At 40.3% G+C, this 16,582-nt stretch carries 14 protein-coding genes, 1 tRNA gene and 1 pseudogene; all 16 read right to left on the bottom strand.

The annotated features are described in order from the left end of the window. Positions 1-93: 93 nt before the first annotated feature. Positions 94-165 (bottom strand) — tRNA-Arg (locus tag Q4A91_RS08085). 67 nt (positions 166-232) lie between these two features. Next, the gene (locus Q4A91_RS08080) at positions 233-1,219 is read right to left on the bottom strand and encodes a GMP reductase (RefSeq protein ID WP_303212563.1); all 987 of its coding nucleotides are present in this window, start codon (positions 1,217-1,219) and stop codon (positions 233-235) included. A 175-nt stretch (positions 1,220-1,394) separates the two neighbouring features. Beyond that, positions 1,395-2,708 (bottom strand): McrC family protein, encoded by a 1,314-nt coding sequence (locus tag Q4A91_RS08075; RefSeq protein WP_303212562.1) that lies wholly within the window; start codon positions 2,706-2,708, stop codon positions 1,395-1,397. Then, positions 2,695-4,619, bottom strand: a pseudogene (locus Q4A91_RS08070) (McrB family protein). The gene Q4A91_RS08075 and the pseudogene Q4A91_RS08070 overlap by 14 nt, the downstream one beginning before the upstream one ends. Positions 4,620-4,770: 151 nt before the next feature. Then, positions 4,771-5,550, bottom strand: coding sequence for an L-threonylcarbamoyladenylate synthase (locus Q4A91_RS08065; RefSeq protein ID WP_303212561.1), 780 nt, complete (start codon positions 5,548-5,550; stop codon positions 4,771-4,773). A gap of 26 nt (positions 5,551-5,576) precedes the next feature. Continuing rightward, positions 5,577-6,170, bottom strand: a complete 594-nt coding sequence (leuD, locus tag Q4A91_RS08060) for a 3-isopropylmalate dehydratase small subunit (RefSeq protein ID WP_000410640.1) — start codon at positions 6,168-6,170, stop codon at positions 5,577-5,579. Between the two features lie 9 nt (positions 6,171-6,179). Further along, positions 6,180-7,562: a 3-isopropylmalate dehydratase large subunit gene (leuC, locus tag Q4A91_RS08055; RefSeq protein WP_303212560.1), complete on the bottom strand. Its 1,383-nt coding sequence runs from the start codon at positions 7,560-7,562 to the stop codon at positions 6,180-6,182. Between the two features lie 3 nt (positions 7,563-7,565). Further along, positions 7,566-7,835: a DUF1294 domain-containing protein gene (locus tag Q4A91_RS08050; protein WP_303212559.1), complete on the bottom strand. Its 270-nt coding sequence runs from the start codon at positions 7,833-7,835 to the stop codon at positions 7,566-7,568. Next, positions 7,832-8,869 carry a 3-isopropylmalate dehydrogenase gene (gene leuB / locus Q4A91_RS08045; protein WP_303212558.1) on the bottom strand — a complete coding sequence of 346 codons (1,038 nt, stop codon included), beginning with the start codon at positions 8,867-8,869 and terminating at the stop codon, positions 7,832-7,834. The genes Q4A91_RS08050 and leuB overlap by 4 nt, the downstream gene beginning before the upstream one ends. Before the next feature lie 11 nt (positions 8,870-8,880). After that, positions 8,881-10,443, bottom strand: a complete 1,563-nt coding sequence (locus tag Q4A91_RS08040; RefSeq protein WP_303212557.1) for a 2-isopropylmalate synthase — start codon at positions 10,441-10,443, stop codon at positions 8,881-8,883. A gap of 314 nt (positions 10,444-10,757) precedes the next feature. Then, positions 10,758-11,414 carry an MmcQ/YjbR family DNA-binding protein gene (locus Q4A91_RS08035; RefSeq protein WP_303212556.1) on the bottom strand — a complete coding sequence of 219 codons (657 nt, stop codon included), beginning with the start codon at positions 11,412-11,414 and terminating at the stop codon, positions 10,758-10,760. Between the two features lie 43 nt (positions 11,415-11,457). Beyond that, entirely contained in the window at positions 11,458-12,090 is a 633-nt protein-coding gene (locus tag Q4A91_RS08030; protein ID WP_303212555.1) for a copper homeostasis protein CutC, read from the bottom strand. A 93-nt stretch (positions 12,091-12,183) separates the two neighbouring features. Continuing rightward, a complete protein-coding gene (locus tag Q4A91_RS08025) occupies positions 12,184-12,543 on the bottom strand; it encodes a YbaN family protein (RefSeq protein ID WP_001220351.1) in 360 nt (119 codons plus the stop codon). 106 nt (positions 12,544-12,649) lie between these two features. Beyond that, the gene (gene topA, locus Q4A91_RS08020; protein ID WP_303212554.1) at positions 12,650-14,737 is read right to left on the bottom strand and encodes a type I DNA topoisomerase; all 2,088 of its coding nucleotides are present in this window, start codon (positions 14,735-14,737) and stop codon (positions 12,650-12,652) included. A 117-nt stretch (positions 14,738-14,854) separates the two neighbouring features. Further along, the gene (gene dprA / locus Q4A91_RS08015; RefSeq protein WP_303212553.1) at positions 14,855-15,703 is read right to left on the bottom strand and encodes a DNA-processing protein DprA; all 849 of its coding nucleotides are present in this window, start codon (positions 15,701-15,703) and stop codon (positions 14,855-14,857) included. A gap of 24 nt (positions 15,704-15,727) precedes the next feature. Further along, positions 15,728-16,408, bottom strand: coding sequence for a hypothetical protein (locus Q4A91_RS08010; protein ID WP_303212552.1), 681 nt, complete (start codon positions 16,406-16,408; stop codon positions 15,728-15,730). Between the last annotated feature and the right edge of the window lie 174 nt (positions 16,409-16,582).

Here is a 16,582-nt window from a genome sequence, read left to right as displayed (position 1 = left end):
GTCTCCTCTCGTGCTTAGTTATAGGTCACCCACTACAGTTGACATAGAGCCTAAAGAAAAAGCCTTATTTAAGGCTTTCTTAGGCTATTTACATCCACCCTGAGGGAATCGAACCCCCATCTCAAGAACCGGAATCTTACGTGATATCCATTACACTAAGGGTGGAAACTTGTCTTATTATAACAGAAATTTGCTCTAATAACAAGTTTTTTATGGGTAGACTAAGCGTCCATTAGTGGGAAGCATCCCCGTTCCAGATAGAGTTTTTCACGATAACATAATCAACGTGTTTGAGGTCCGCAACATTACGTCCACCTGCGTAGGAAATAGCACTTTGCAAGTCCTGCTCCATCTCAGTAAGGGTGTCTTGCAAATGCCCTTTAGCAGGCAGTAAGATGCGCTTACCTTCCACATTTTTATAGGCTCCTTTTTGATATTGAGAAGCTGAACCATAGTATTCTTTGAACTGTTCCCCATCAACTTCGATTGTCTTTCCTGGGCTTTCGATATGTCCTGCAAATAGGGAACCGATCATGACCATGCTAGCACCGAAACGGATAGATTTGGCAATATCACCATGAGTACGAATCCCACCATCAGCAATGATCGGTTTACGCGCAGCCTTAGCACACCAACGTAGGGCAGCCAATTGCCAACCACCTGTACCAAAACCAGTCTTGACTTTGGTGATACAAACCTTACCAGGACCGATGCCAACCTTTGTTGCATCCGCACCGGCATTTTCCAATTCACGAACAGCTTCTGGTGTTCCTACGTTGCCAGCAATGACAAAAGTATTTGGTAATTCTTTCTTGATGTGTTGGATCATGGAAATCACACTATCCGCATGACCATGAGCAATGTCAATCGTGATATACTCAGGAGCATCAGCCTTGAGTCGGCTAACAAAGTCATACTCGTAATCCTTGACACCGACAGAAATGGAAGCAATGAGCCCTTGATCGTGCATGCGTTTGATAAAAGGAATGCGCCCAGCCTCATCAAAACGATGCATAATGTAAAAGTAACCGCCTTTAGCAAGTTGCTCTGCTACGTTCTCATCCAAAATCGTCTGCATATTGGCTGGTACAACAGGTAGTTTGAAAGTGTGATTTCCAAGTGTGACACTCGTGTCTGCTTCTGCACGGCTTTTAATGACACATTTATTTGGGATCAACTGAATATCTTCGTAATCAAAAATTGGAAATTCATTTAACATATCGATGTCTCGTTTCTTTTGTAATGACCTACCTATGCTTGCGCATCTCTACGCCTTTTTCCGACGTTTCCTTGATTAATTATAAACCAAAGTACAGTTTTTGTCAAATATTTTTAATAATCAAATTATATCGTTCGGAAATTACTTGTGTAAATGATAAGAGAAAGAGGAGAGATTATTTTCTCCCCACTTCTTTATCAATATTTCTTTTAAAAATTGCTTCGGAGCTTTCCATCATTTCATAAAATTCATTATAAGATGGAGCATTCTGAGGAATATGGATAGACCACTTTTTAAGCAAGACTCCGTGCCCCGCTACTTTTCCTATTTCACTATTTACTGACCGGTCCATACTAGGAAAAATCAATCCTGCTTTCCAAGTTTTCCCAGCTTCTAAAATATAAGAATAGGAAATCAACTGGAACAAGTCCTCGCGATTGATCCCTTTTTCAGTAAACTCCAGTTTTTTATATTTTGCATCTAGAACTATTTTTAACTCTTTATGATAAAAATCTGGAAATACTTTTCTTTCACGATTAGAAAATACTGAAATACCGTCCGTCTTATCCTTATTTCGTGGATGGATGAAATCTTTTGGCAACAAGGTATAAACATACTCTTCCCAAAGCCAGGAAACATCAAAAAGAATACCATGGATCTTTTGCTCTTGATATCCTAACCCATGCTTCTCTCTATTTAGGATCATCAGGCAAAGCTCTTGCAACTTTCTGTACTCTCTGAAGTAGGCGTGTCGGATGGGTTTGATTTTATTCATTCTGATAATCTTGGCACGATCAGAGAGTTTATAAGATGGGGTTACTCGCACGATTTCTGCCATATTTTCACGATTACTATCGAGTAGTGCTCCAAAACTTTTTTGAATCTTTATGTACTCAATCGTATGCCGAATCAATTGCATGAGTGGATTATCATAGGTGAACTCTCTCGTTGTGTAGGCAACATTTCCCATAAAAGGAACATTTCTCTTAAGATGATTTCCTACATCTATCACTCCCTTTACATGACTGTCGTTATGAGAAAATCTCTGGTATTCCTTATAAAGACCTTTTCTGAGAGCAGCTTGTAAATACTTGGGAAAGAGGTAAACCAAGAGTTGATAGAGTTTATCTTCAGGAGATAAACCGACATCCAAACTAGTCAGATTGATATTGAGAACCTTTTGTAAAAGATAATGCAAAAAATGGTCATTACTTTCATCAGAAAAACGAGAGGCAATCGTTAATCTTTCCTGACCATATCCAAGAAAACCAATCACATTCCCAGTCTTAATTTCCTGATTGAACGTTTCAAAGATTTTTTGATCCCTTTCTAAGTCAGAAGAATTCTTTAAATCATTTGGGAAAATAAAGATACTGTCCTCTATAGAAAGGTTATCCAGTGTTCTATCAAGAGGGGCTTGACTTAGTTTGGGAAATTCTGCGACAAAATCTTCTCTAGCAATTTTATAATGATTATCAGTTATCCGCATTATCATCACCAGTATCTTGCTGAACTGTTTGCTCTTTATTTGTCAGATCAAATGCTTTTTTCAATGTATCCAGAGTTTCGGCCTCCTCATAAGAACCACGTAAGTAATCTTCCAATAGAGGTTTGAGGTAATCAGACCAGAGTAACTCATAGTCAAAATCTACATCCTGCAACTTAAGGAAATAACTTGGTCCAATATGATAATGGCTGTTTAATTCCTGAACGTTTTCGATAGCAACATTCAAATTTCTTAGACGAAGTTTTGCTTCTTCTGCATGGATATCTAGTTCTTTATCCAACATAGCAACTTGGCTTTCAGCAGTAACTTCAACAAAACGGAAACGACGACGCATAGCAAAATCAAAGGTATCCACTGATCGGTCAATATCATTCATAGTTCCAATGATGTAGACATTCTCAGGAATATAAAACTTGTCATCCGTCTCATGTAAATTAGCATACTGGGTGGAAACACTCCCCTTTTCACCACGATAACCAGGATCGATAGAGAAAAAGAGTTCCCCAAAAATCTTAGAAATCTCACCACGATTGATTTCATCGATGATGAAGACGAATTTCTTGTCTGTGTCAATCTCTGTTGGAGAAATATAATCTTTCAGACCAAATCTTTTCTTTAAAGTTTCTAGGACTTTTTTTCCTTGATTACGATAATAAGGCTGTTTCAGATATTTTTCATCTTTATAGAGTTCATAAACATAAGATTTTGTTAAGCAAGTTCCTTGGGCTTTAGTTTCATAATTGATATTAAAATTATGAAACTATTTACTGTGAGATAGGAAAATTCTGTCAAATATTCTTTTTCATCTCTGCTATTTACATATTCAAGATAAAGATCCCACGCTTCCTCAAAATTATCTTGGCCTCCAGTTTTCTGAGCTTCTTTAGCCTTCTGGCAAAACTTCTTAAAAATACCATCTTCTAGCTTAAACTCGATAGCTCCATCACCATTTGATACAGGTCTCAACCCCTCTACAAAATCAGTATAATCATAGGATGGATGAAATTGTACAAATCCGATTTGGTCTTCGTTGCCACCCGTTAATTCTTTAGCAATTTCTTTAGCAAGATAAGTTTTTCCTGTACCAGGTGCACCACGGAGGATGAGGTTTTTGGATTGTAACAAGATATTACTCAAAGGATGATGAATATTATTTTGTTCAGACATTTCTTTCTCTCCTTGCTTATCATCACTGTCTATAATATCTTTTGAATACTCAAATAAAATACTTCCCAACATTGAAGATTCTAGTTCAGGATATGTTTTAGAAAACAGTTTACAAATCTCATGATTCTGACGATAGGGCCCTCCTTGATTGCTTTGGGGAATCAACCTATTCCAAAATTCATTCTGACTATTCATATTTACTCCTAAAAAAGAAGGATTCTCAGAATAAATACAAAGTAGTTTTGTTACCACTGCAGAACGCCTAATAAATTCATTCTTTGACTTTTTCATGTCAAAGATAGGATTATTGAAATCCAACATTCTTCCAGCTTGGATGATCTCATACGAAACCGATTTTAATTTGTTAAATCGGTCTTCTAGTTCTGATTCTGGAATGATTTTATTAGCTTGATTCTTATAGTTTTTGGTATCCTCATTCCAATAAATACCAAATTTTGAAGAACCTCCTCCACCAATCCCCATAAATAATGATTGGTACTTTCCTGTCTCAAGAGCATAGCAAAAAGAATTACTTTTAGCACCTTTCCCAATGACATATTCATCAATAGACATGGTTAAAATTCTATCAAGTGGCCATTCTTTAAGAAATTCTTTACGTAATTGTTCATTGTGAATACTATATTTAAATGCATCTTCTCTTAATCTTATTTTATTTTCTTGGTACCAAGCATAAAAATCTTCCAAGCCAAGCTTTCTTTTATCCATCAATCTTACTCCTTTTATAATAATGTTCGAATAAAAAACTATATATTTCATATATAGAATATCATATCCTATGGGAAATGAAAAGAATTTCTAAAGAAAAAGCCTAGAGTAGAAGGTTCTATTCCCTCTTAACACTAGACTCTTTTTTATCTTAGTAATACTCACCCTGACGGTAGTCCCATGAGTTAAAGGTATCTGACAAATGCATCATGATTTTATCAATGTCAAGCCCTTTGCGGATAACAACTGGAGCTGGTGAGGTTGAACGTGCTCCTCCTTGTTCTGGAATGAGTTTACCATCTTTATCGACCATAGAAACCATCACACCTTGCTCGTAGCGAGTTTCGATTGTTTTGTCCGGTTGGATGGATGCCACATACTCGTCTGCTTCGATGACAAGGTCCACTGCTCCTTCGATACGTTCTCCTATTCCTTCTACCTTACCACGGTTTCCTTTTCCAGATGGGTTGGCTGATGAGGCGTAGACCATCTTGCCTTCTTCCCAAAGTTTAGCAGCCAACTGTTCACCAGCTTTACCAAATTTGATGACAAAACAGCTAGTACCACGAACGTCAGTCATAAGTTCTTCACGGCCATCACCGTATGCTTTGAGTTTTTCAAAAGCTTCTGGTTTCCAAGGAAGGATACAACCAAGGAGAATGTTTTCGTCCCAATGTTTTTGGTAGAAGGCTTCAATTTCTGGGTTGAGTTGTGCTAAAGCGCGTAGCTCGTCCATGCTACCACAAAGTACAACACCTGGCTTGTTACGATTACGTTCTTTAGCCTCAAACTTACGCTCAAGACCTGCCTTATCGCTCGTCATGACAATGTAACCAACTTTTGTGGGGCAAACGATACATCCGCCATCACCTTTTAAAATGTCATAGCCTTCTTGAGAAAGTGTTCCGTTCCATTGAATGTGTTTTGTCATAGTTCTATATTTCCTTTTCTATTTTTCTAATCCTGCCAGTAGGCCGGTCGTTGTTTTTCATAGGCAGCAATCAAGTCTTCATACTGCAAAGTAATTCCGATATCATCCAAACCATTTAAGAGCTTGTGTTTCCATTCGCTATCAATTTCAAAAGTGAATTCTCCAACTGGTGAGATGATTTTTTGTTGTTCCAAGTCCACAGTTACCTGGTCAGTTGGTTTGAGCTGGGCTAGTTTCTCTCTAACCTCTCTGGGCTGAACAATAGGCAACATGCCATTATTGAGTTCATTATTGTAATGAATGTCCCCGAAAGATCCTGCAATCACGACCTTAAAACCATAGTCGGCTAGAGCCCAAGCTGCGTGTTCCCTCGAAGACCCCGCCCCAAAGTTATCCCCCGAGATGAGAATACTGGCTTTACGATATTCAGGTCGGTTAAAGACAAAGTCTGGATCCTCAGTGTAGTTATCGTCCAGATAACGCCAAGCATACATGAGATACTTACCAAAGCCTTTTTTATCAATTAACTTGAGAAACTGCTTGGGGAGGATTTGGTCAGTGTCTATATTATCATTCATGAGAGGAACGGTCGTTCCCGTATAAACTGTAAATTTCTCCATATCCTCTCCTTACTGGGCCTCTGGCATTTTCCGAACATCTACGAAACGCCCTGCGATAGCTGCTGCCGCTGCCATGGCGGGACTACAGAGATGAGTCTTAGCGCCAAATCCCTGTCTGTCTTCAAAATTGCGGTTGCTAGTTGAGGCACAGTGGACCCCATCAGGGACCTTGTCGGGATTCATCCCTAGGCACATAGAACAACCTGGGTCTCTCCATTCAAAGCCAGCATCTAAGAATACCTTATCCAAGCCCAACTTCTCCGCAGCTCGTTTGACAGGACGAGAGCCTGGAACTACAATTGCCGTTAAGTTGGGAGCAATTTTCTTCCCTTTAACAAATCGCGCAGCCAGCTGTAAGTCACTGAGACGAGCATTAGTACATGAACCAATAAAGATATATCCTAGTTCAATGTCTGCTGGCTTTTGACCTGGTTCCAAGTTCATGTAATGATAAGCTCGTTCATCATTCATATCCTTTATTTCTGGAAAACTACTGTCAAAGTCGACGCCCATAGCAGGATTGGTTCCCCAGGTCACCATAGGAGCCAAGTCTGAGACATCCATCCGGATAACCTTATCATAGACAGCATCATCATCGCTGACAAGCGTCTTCCAGTCAGCAATCGCCTCCTCGAAAGCTTCGGGAACGCATTCCCGTCCCTTGAGATAATCATAGGTAGTCTGGTCTGGATTCATAATTCCCATCTTCGAACCAAACTCGATGGACATATTGCAGATGGTCATCCTCTCTTCCATGGTCAGTGCATCAATGGCTTGCCCACGATATTCCACCACATATCCTACACCACAAGCAACGCCATACTTGGCAATTAAGGCGAGAATGTAATCCTTAGAGTAAACTCCTTTTTGAGGAATACCAGTGAATTCTACAAGCATTTTCTTAGGTTTAACTTGCCAGAGTGTCTGGGTAGCAAAGACATGCTCAACCTCACTGGTCCCAATCCCAAAAGCGATAGCTCCGAAAGCTCCGTGAGTAGCTGTGTGGCTATCTCCACAGACGATGAATTTTCCTGGTTGCGTCCGTCCTGTTTCTGGACCTACCATGTGAACGATTCCCTGCTTTTCAGAACCATGGGCAGCATGTTCAATCCCAAACTCCTCAACATTTTCAGCAAGCTTATCAATTTGTGCTTTAGAAATGACATCTCGAATATCGTAGATATTGACAGTTGGTACATTGTGGTCAAAGGTTCCAAATGTCAAGTCTGGCCGCCTCAATCTGCGGCCTACATCTCGTAATCCTTGAAAAGCTTGGGGACTGGTCACTTCATGAATATAGTGCTGATCCACGTACATGAGTTGAGGTTGCCCTTCTTCTCCTGTGATGACATGGCGGTCCCATAATTTGTCAAAAATCGATTTTCCTGCCATCCATTACCTCCAAATAAAATATAAGGCTACTAGTGTGGTCACCATCCCGAGAAACCAAAGCGTTTTAAAATACCATTTTCTAGTCTTGTGGTGAAAGGTGATTCCTGCCAACCAGGCACCAAAACCACCACAAGTAAGGGCTAAAATGAGTAAGATTTTCTCTGGGACGCGCCAAGCACCTCTTCTTGCCTTGGATTTGTCAATGCCATAAATCAAGAAAATCAGCAAATTCCAAATCAAGATGGCAAGCGTAATTCCTTCATTTATCTTCATAATCTTTCAATGATGGCTTCTGTCATTTCCTTGGTTGAAGCCTGTCCTCCTATATCTCTTGTTAAAATGCCAGCCGCTAAACTAGCTTCAACAGCACGCTCGATACGCTCTGCATCCTCATAACGTCCAAAACTGTCTCTCAACATCATAGCAACAGATAAAATCATGGAGATAGGATTGGCAATTCCTTGATCTGCAATATCAGGTGCTGAACCATGAATGGGCTCATAAAGACTTGTCCCCTTTTCAGAATGACTGGCTGATGGCATGACACCAAGTGTGCCTGATAGAACGCTTGATTCATCAGATAAGATATCTCCGAAAAGATTCTCTGTCACGATGACATCAAACTTGTCAGGATTGGTAATCATAAGCATAGCAGCTGAGTCCACCAACTGGTGTTCCAAGGTTACATCTGGGAAATCCTGAGCGACTTCCTCAGCTACTCTCCGCCAGAGTTTTGAAGTCGCTAGAACATTTTGCTTATCGATACTAGTAACGATTTTTCTCCGATTTCTTGCAATTTCAAATGCCTTGCGAATAATCCGCTCTACTTCTTCGTAGCTGTAGTAGTTGATATCAAGCGCTTTGCGCTCTTCAAGGATATGATCCCCAAAGTAAATCCCACCTGTCAACTCACGCACCACGATAAAGTCTACACCAGCAATTCGTTCCGGTTTGAGAGGTGATAAATGCTTGAGACTGTCAAAAATCTTAACAGGCCTAATATTGGCATAGAGATTGAGTTCCTTACGAAGAGCCAGCAAGCCTTGTTCAGGACGAATCGCTGCCCCATCATACTGAGGACTACCGATAGCCGCTAGGAGAATCGCATCTGCTTCTCTACATGACTTGAGGGTTTCATCAGGTAAGGGATGCCCCACAGCATCAATACCTGCACCTCCAAAGGGGCGTCTGTCTATCTCATAGTCAAAACCTGTTTTTGAAGCTAGAGATTCCAGAACCTCTAAACCAGCTTCTATGATTTCTGGACCGATTCCATCCCCTGCTAGTGCTACTATTTTCTTTGTCATAGCCTTCTCCTTTACACACTAGGCATGTCTCGGTAGGAAACGCTGCGCCCCATTTCACCAGTATTCTCTTTTTGAACAAAGGTATTGGCATTGATATAAGCAATAGCCGAAGCCTTCAATACATCGAAATCAAGACCTGCTGCGTTAAAGATGGTTTCTGTATCTCTGTTTTCAACAGTGACCAAAACCCGAGCTTGGGCATCGATTCCATCTGTTACCGCGTCAATAGTATAAGACACCAAGCGGACAGATTGGTTAAAGAACTTATCGATAGCGTTAAAGATTGCTTCAACGGAACCTTGCCCTGTCGCATTGAATTCGACTTTCTCACCATCCATATTGGCTAGGCTAACGAGCGCTTCAATTTCATTGTCTGCATGGGTTTGAAGTTGTAAATCATCAAAGTGGAAGCCTTCTGGATTTTCAACCATGGTTCCAGCTACCAGAGCTCGAATATCTGCATCTGTGATTTCTTGTTTCTTATCTGCCAGTGCCTTGAACTTAGCGAAGAGTGGTTTGATATCCTCTTCTGTAAAGTCTAGAGCCAATTCTCTTAGTTTCTCAACAAAGGCATGGCGACCAGACAATTTTCCAAGTGGAAGACTATTACTCTTAACACCGACCAATTCAGGTGTGATGATCTCATAAGTGAGAGGATTTTTAAGAACTCCATCTTGGTGAATGCCCGATTCATGAGAGAAGGCATTGCCACCAACGACGGCCTTGTTTTTAGGAACCGGAATACCAGAGAAGCGAGAAACCATTTCAGACGTATTCATTGTTTCATCCAAAACAATATCACTAGTTGCTTGGAAGAAATCCTCACGAATCTTCAAAGCAACAGCTACTTCTTCAAGAGCAACATTACCTGCGCGTTCACCAATACCATTAATAGTTCCCTGGACACGTCCAGCACCATGTTTAATTGCTGTCAAAGTATTTGCAGTTGCCATACCGAGATCATCGTGACAGTGGACACCAAAGACAACTTTATGATCTGATTTAATATTTTCAGTCAAGTGATCAAAGATACGTGCAAACTCTTCTGGAGTCGTAAAGCCAACTGTGTCAGGGATATTGATATATGATGCACCTGCTTCGACCGCTGTTTGAACGACTTGTAAGAGGAAATCCAACTCTGTTCTAGTCGCATCTTCAGGAGAGAATTCGACGATTTCAAACTTAGAACGAGCATAAGAAACATGTTCCTTGATAGCTTCTAAAATCTCTTCCTTGCTTTTATTGAGCTTATACTTGCGGTGAATCGGACTGGTAGCGATAAAGACATTAATTTGAGGATACTTGGCATCCTTAAGAGCCTCATAACAAGCATCAATATCAGATTTTACAGAACGAGCTAATCCTGTCACTGCTGTTTTTTTCATGACTTTAGCAATTTCTTGAACAGCTATAAATGAATCTGGACTAGCAGCCGGAAAACCAGCTTCAATTACAGAAATTCCCCATTTCTCCAGCTGTCTTGCAATGGAAACTTTTTCCTTTATTGAGAAGTTAACACCAGGTGTTTGTTCCCCATCACGAAGGCTTGTATCAAAAAATTCAACTGTACGCATAAGATTTCCCCTTTTCCAAATATGGTTTTAAAAAAACATCTCGCTCAGAAGCCCAAGCGAGATGTTGATTTACTCCCGCTTGGTAAGCCAAACAGGACTAATGCTTTTGCACTAGCCCGAGTACCTCAACAACAAAGCAAATTGATTAAACTTAGCTGTTTTCATGTTTGACTTTCTCCTTCGTTTGATATCTTGTTTAGTATTTTAGCATAGCTAAAAAAACTTGTCAAGAAAAAATCCATTATTTTCTGAAAATTTCTTCAGTAAAGAATATTTTGCTAATTGAAAGTATTTGAAAACTAAAGTAACTTTCCTTATTTTTTCATAGTCAAGTTCCAACTTTTTTCGATGAGTTCTATCACTTCTTCATCTTGCAAACTATCATCAAGTGCCAGACTAAGCCAGTAGCGTTTGTTCATATGAAAAGCTGGATAAATTCCCCTTTTTGAAAGCAAATCAGCTACTTGGTCGTGTTTGATATTGGCTGCTTCGACCAGTCCTTCTCTCCCCTTTTCCAGCTTATCCCATGGGATTCTCATCAAAACAGCATACCATTTTTGATTACCTTCATGGCGCAATACAGCTGTATCAGGAGACTTTTCCCACAGATACTCCAACTGATTACCATACTTTTCCTGAACTTGAGCCATGATACGCTTAGTCTGAGGACAGATAAAATCCTGCACATCAAAGCAAGCCTTCCGAATCTGGTAGAGAATCTCCAAACAAGCCTCACGGACACTTGCAACAAAGCTTCCTGTCATACTTTCCATATGGACTTGAGGATAGAGATCTCCCGTTTCCTGGTCAAAGACAAGAAAACTCACATTATCAGGAGTGATGGAGACTGTCATGAAAAATTCACCCTGCAAAATCTGGCAACTATAGGTCCAGACTTCCCCATTTTCTACAAAACCATAGGCATGAGCTTTTTCTTTATTAAACTGATAGGATTTAAAAATTTCAAACATAAGTGAAAACTGCTACCAAAAGCTAGCAGTCCCTTTCTATTTTTTAAAAGACAACCTTAGTTCCATGCAATTGTGTCACGCCCAACTGTTCGATAAAGGTTTGACGGTTGTCCAAGTCAATCCCCCCACCTGGTAGAATTTCAATTTTACCTTTAGCATGTTCCAAAATTCTGTGATAATGAGCGAAACGTTTCTCTAGCGAGTCTCCAGACACACCAGCACGAGTTAAGATACGAGTGACTCCAGCTTGACTAAGCCAATCAATGGCTTCCAACTGGTCCTCGTCACTTAATTCATCAAAGGCCATGTGAAAGACAATTTCCATTCCTTTAGATGCGGCAATCAGCTTATCAAGATTAGTCTTATCCAACTTCTTATCAGCAGTTAATGCCCCAAAAACGACTCCTTGACTTCCAGCCTGAGTGGTCAAACGAATGTCTTCTAGCATGATTGCTATTTCAAGATCAGTATAGACAAAGTCGCCACCACGGGGACGAATCATAGTCATGATGATGGTGTCGTAGTTAGCTGCCAGTTCAACCGCTGCCTTGGTCACTCCATAACTAGGTGTTGTTCCTCCTACTGCTAGATTGTCACAAAGTTCGATTCGACGAGCTCCAGCCTGCATCGCTTTTTCAAGCAAGGTCACATTTTCAGCACAAAATTCGTAAATCATTTGATTCTCCTTGATGTTTTCTTTGAATTTATTATATCATATTATTTTAAATATACTTTCATTTTTATCAAGGCAAATAACTACTATTTTTATCTATTCTTTGTCAGGAATGACTTTAAAGAGATAGTAGGTGATAAAGACAGTCAAGGCTCCCAGACCGATTTTGACTGGCAAAAGAGGGGCAAAATAAATAGAAATTCCCATCAAGATATAGATAGATACAATGATTTTTTTCTTTCGTTCACGCGCGATTGACTTGGTTTCCCGAAAGTCCGCTACATAAGTCTGATAGAGCTTTGTATGATAAAGCCAGTCTTCAAAACGCTTAGAAGATTTTGAAAAGCAAGCGATAGCTAACAAAAGAAAGGGTGTTGTTGGCAAAAGCGGTAGGACAACTCCAATAACAGCTAAAGCCAGCGAAATAAAGCCAATACAAAGATAAATGATACGCATGATTTCTCCTAGATAAATTACTCTTCCTCTAGTTTCGCACACAAGGAGGAAATTTGTCAAGCTTCAAGTAAAAAGAGCCTGAAATTCATTTTCAGGACTCTGCATTTTATTTAATTTTCTCTTCTTTGTAGTCGCCATTACTACATACAACCTGCTTACCACCACCACGGACTTTTTTCTCCACAAGGAAGTGTCCGCATTTTGGACAGTCACGGCCAATTGGTTTGTCCCAGGAAGTAAACTCACATTCTGGGTAACGATTGCAACCATAGAAGATACGATTGCGCTTGGTTTTGCGTTCGATGATTTGTCCTTGATGACAGCTTGGACACTCGACTCCAATCTCTTTGACAATCGCTTGTGTGTGACGGCAGTCTGGGAAATTACTGCAAGCATAGAATTTACCAAAACGACCGAGCTTAATCACCATCGGACTGCCACAAACTTCACAGTCAAATCCAGCTGGCTCATCCTTGATCTGGATTTTTTCCATTTCGGATTCAGCCTTGGCTACTTCTTTAGAGAATGGTTTATAAAATTCATCAATGACCCGTTGCCACTGCTCTTTACCAACTTCGACATCATCCAGTTTTCCTTCCATCTCAGCTGTGAAGGTCACGTTTACGATATCTGGGAAGTATTCAACGATGAGTTTATTGACAATTTCTCCCAGTTCTGTCGGTTCAAAACGTTTAGCTGCCAGACGAACGTAGTAACGTTTTTGGATGGTTTCAATAGTCGGAGCGTAGGTTGACGGACGTCCAACTCCATTTTCTTCCAAGGTCTTGATAAGAGTCGCTTCCGAATAGCGAGCTGGCGGTTGAGTGAAATGTTGTTCTGGCTTGCTATTGACCTGCTTGACCACATCTCCAACAGCCATATCTGGCAACATCTTGTTCTTATCTGAGTCATTGTAGATAGCAAGATAACCATCAAACTTAACTTGGCTTCCATTTGCCGCAAACTGAACCCCATTTTGAGAGAGCTTGACAGCCATGGTATCAAAGATAGCGCCTGTCATCTGGCTAGCCACAAAACGGTTCCAGATAAGGGTATAGAGCTTGAGCTGGTCTTTGTCCAAGTACTTAGCAATGCTTTCAGGTGTGTTAAAGACACTAGATGGACGAATGGCTTCGTGAGCATCCTGAGCACCTGAGGCATTCTTGACCTTGCTACCATGCTTGGAATACTTGCTACCAAAACGGTCGTTAATGTAGCTTGCCGCTTCATTCTGAGCTACTGGACTAATACGAGTCGAGTCTGTACGCATATAGGTAATCAAACCTTGCACGCCTGATCCGATATTGATCCCTTCGTAGAGCTGTTGGGCTACCATCATAGTCTTTCGAGTACGGAAATTAATTTTGTTAGCCGCATCCATCTGCATGGTTGAAGTCGTATAAGGTAGGGGCGCATTTCGTTTGCGTTCTTTCTTATCCACCTGATCTACTGTGAAATCTTTGCTAGTCAAATGGGACAAGACTTCTTTGACTTCTTCATTGGTGGTCAATTTCATTTTTTTGCCATTCATACCATAGAAAGAAGCCTGAAATTGTTTGGTTCCCTTCTTAAAGACACCATCAATTGTCCAGTATTCTTCCGGTTGGAAGGCATTGATTTCATTTTCACGGTCAATGATGAGCTTAAGGGCAACAGACTGCACGCGCCCTGCTGATAAGCCCTTCTTGACCTTTTTCCATAAAATTGGCGAAATCGAATACCCTACCAAGCGGTCTAAGACACGACGAGCTTGTTGGGCATCGACCAAGTCCATATCAATCTTGCGAGGTTCTTTAAAGGCATTTTTTACTGCGTCTTTGGTGATTTCATTAAAGACTACACGGTTGGCATCATTCTCATCCAAGTTGAGAATGTGAGCCAAATGCCAGGAAATCGCTTCTCCTTCACGGTCCGGGTCACTCGCCAGAAAGACTTTATTGGCCTTTTTTGCTTCTTTTTTCAGATCATTGATGAGAGGGCCTTTGCCTCGGATATTGATATACTGCGGTTCATAGTTATTTTCAATATCGACTGACATACTGGATTTCTTCAAATCACGGATATGCCCGACACTGGCTAAAACTTTGTAATTTCTGCCTAGATATTTCTCAATCGTTTTCGCTTTAGCAGGCGACTCCACGATGACTAGATTTTTTTTAACTGTTGATTTTTTCTTCTTTGTTGCCGTAGCCACACTATCACACCTTTTCAAAGTAATAAACTTTATAAAGTGTAAACCATTTTTCTATAGCTGTCAAGACCTAAGTCCTATATATAGAAGAAAAGTTTATCTGAGTGAACAAATTTCTCCTTAAAATTCAAACTCAGCCAGCACATCTTGACCACTGGAAATCAGCTTTGCTCCCTCTTGGATCAGGTGGTGACAGCCATCTGAATGGCCATCTAAAATGTTTCCTGGAATAGCAAAAACATCACGCCCTTCCTCCATAGCTCGCTCACAGGTGATGAGACTACCAGAACGCATCCTTGCCTCTGCTACAATCACACCACGGCACAGTCCTGCTATGATTCGATTACGAGCTGGAAAGTGAAATTTCAAGGGTTCCTCACCTGGTCCGTATTCGCTAAGTACCAAATGGTGATTGCCAATGTGTTCCTGCAAACGTTTATTAGCGCGGGGATAGAAAACATCCAATCCTGTTCCAATCACTGCAATTGTTCTTCCTCCATTCTGGAGTGCAGCCATATGGGCAGCCGTATCAATCCCTTTGGCTAAACCACTGACCACGATTAACTCGTTTTCCAAACCTTGAATGACTCTCTGAACCGACTTTGCTCCCTGACTAGAACATGAACGGCTCCCTACAACAGCAACCTTTGGAAATTTCAACAAGTCCAAATTTCCTTTATAAAATAAGAGTGCTGGAGCATCATAAATCTCACTCAAATCCCAAGGATAACAGTCATCAAGAATCGAGATTGATGGAAATTTTTGGAACTCTTTCTCCAACTGTGTATCATCTATCTGGAAATAGCGTTCCATAAAAACTGCAGGATTGCGACATCCTGAAAATTCTGCAATATCACCTAGCAAGAGCTCCTGATCTACAGTCTCGTCATATTCAAGAACAGTTAAAATTTGTTGATTGCTCAGCCCAGCTTTTCTCAATTTGTAAATCTCATAGTTTGTGATCTTCATATACAACTCCATTTCTTTTTCTACTCATCTATCTATTCGTAAAAAAAATAAAAAGAAGACCAAGGATCTTCTTTTTTTCATTTGTTCAGATTTAGTAGTTGACCAGCTACTTTCAACCATCGGTAAGATTGTTTTTAAAGTTTCCCCATCCCCTTCGAGTGAAACATAGCGGATTTTACCATCATTTGATCGGAAAACCCAGGTAATGAGGTATTTCCCTGACTTAGCAATTGCATTGACAACATAGGCTTCATAACCTCCAATGGTCGATTTGGAACCCCAGACCTTACTGAAATCAGAGCTTTGTTCTTTGGAAGTTAAAATACTAGATGAGACAGTCACAACATCCAGTTTAGCATATTCTTCTTCGCTGATATTGAACTGATCAGCCTTGAAGGTATTCAGCGTAACAATATTGATATCTGTTCCATCACTATACTGTATATCATTTCCACCTTCTACTTCATGGAATCGAACCCATGATTTGGGTACCTTGACAAATCCATATTCATTCGAACCGATGATTTGCGTCTCTTCCTTTTTCGCTTCAGAAACAGCAGAGCTAGAGCTGCTCGTTTCCTGACTGCTAGAAGAACTAACAACTGCAGACGAACTTCCTTCGGTTGCTGTTTGCGAATTATTGGAGCATGAAGCTAGAAAAACACTAGCAGTAACTACAGTACCTAAAATTAATAATTTTTTCATCCTACCACCTTTCCATCTGCATTATAAGAAAAATAAGAACTTCTGTCAAATTCTAACCTAATCGATTCTGTTAGTTTACGATTTAATAGCTCACATTTAAAGCAAAAACTCTTGAAAAATCTGGCTCTATAATATCTGTAGTGGGTAAAAACCACTATGGAAATTATGGAGCTT

The sequence above is a fragment of the Streptococcus sp. genome (genome assembly GCF_030528045.1).
Lineage (GTDB): Bacteria > Bacillota > Bacilli > Lactobacillales > Streptococcaceae > Streptococcus.
Note: the sequence above shows the minus strand (reverse complement) of the source record. Positions and strands in the feature narration are given on the sequence as shown.

Excerpts from the sequence above, each read along its gene's own strand:
- Q4A91_RS08080 (WP_303212563.1), bottom strand. The coding sequence starts at position 1,219 with ATGTTAAATGAATTTCCAATTTTTGATTACGAAGATATTCAGTTGATC.
- Q4A91_RS08075 (WP_303212562.1), bottom strand. The coding sequence starts at position 2,708 with ATGCGGATAACTGATAATCATTATAAAATTGCTAGAGAAGATTTTGTC.
- Q4A91_RS08065 (WP_303212561.1), bottom strand. The coding sequence starts at position 5,550 with ATGACAAAACACATTCAATGGAACGGAACACTTTCTCAAGAAGGCTAT.
- leuD (WP_000410640.1), bottom strand. The coding sequence starts at position 6,170 with ATGGAGAAATTTACAGTTTATACGGGAACGACCGTTCCTCTCATGAAT.
- leuC (WP_303212560.1), bottom strand. The coding sequence starts at position 7,562 with ATGGCAGGAAAATCGATTTTTGACAAATTATGGGACCGCCATGTCATC.
- Q4A91_RS08050 (WP_303212559.1), bottom strand. The coding sequence starts at position 7,835 with ATGAAGATAAATGAAGGAATTACGCTTGCCATCTTGATTTGGAATTTG.
- leuB (WP_303212558.1), bottom strand. The coding sequence starts at position 8,869 with ATGACAAAGAAAATAGTAGCACTAGCAGGGGATGGAATCGGTCCAGAA.
- Q4A91_RS08040 (WP_303212557.1), bottom strand. The coding sequence starts at position 10,443 with ATGCGTACAGTTGAATTTTTTGATACAAGCCTTCGTGATGGGGAACAA.
- Q4A91_RS08035 (WP_303212556.1), bottom strand. The coding sequence starts at position 11,414 with ATGTTTGAAATTTTTAAATCCTATCAGTTTAATAAAGAAAAAGCTCAT.
- Q4A91_RS08030 (WP_303212555.1), bottom strand. The coding sequence starts at position 12,090 with ATGATTTACGAATTTTGTGCTGAAAATGTGACCTTGCTTGAAAAAGCG.
- Q4A91_RS08025 (WP_001220351.1), bottom strand. The coding sequence starts at position 12,543 with ATGCGTATCATTTATCTTTGTATTGGCTTTATTTCGCTGGCTTTAGCT.
- dprA (WP_303212553.1), bottom strand. The coding sequence starts at position 15,703 with ATGAAGATCACAAACTATGAGATTTACAAATTGAGAAAAGCTGGGCTG.
- Q4A91_RS08010 (WP_303212552.1), bottom strand. The coding sequence starts at position 16,408 with ATGAAAAAATTATTAATTTTAGGTACTGTAGTTACTGCTAGTGTTTTT.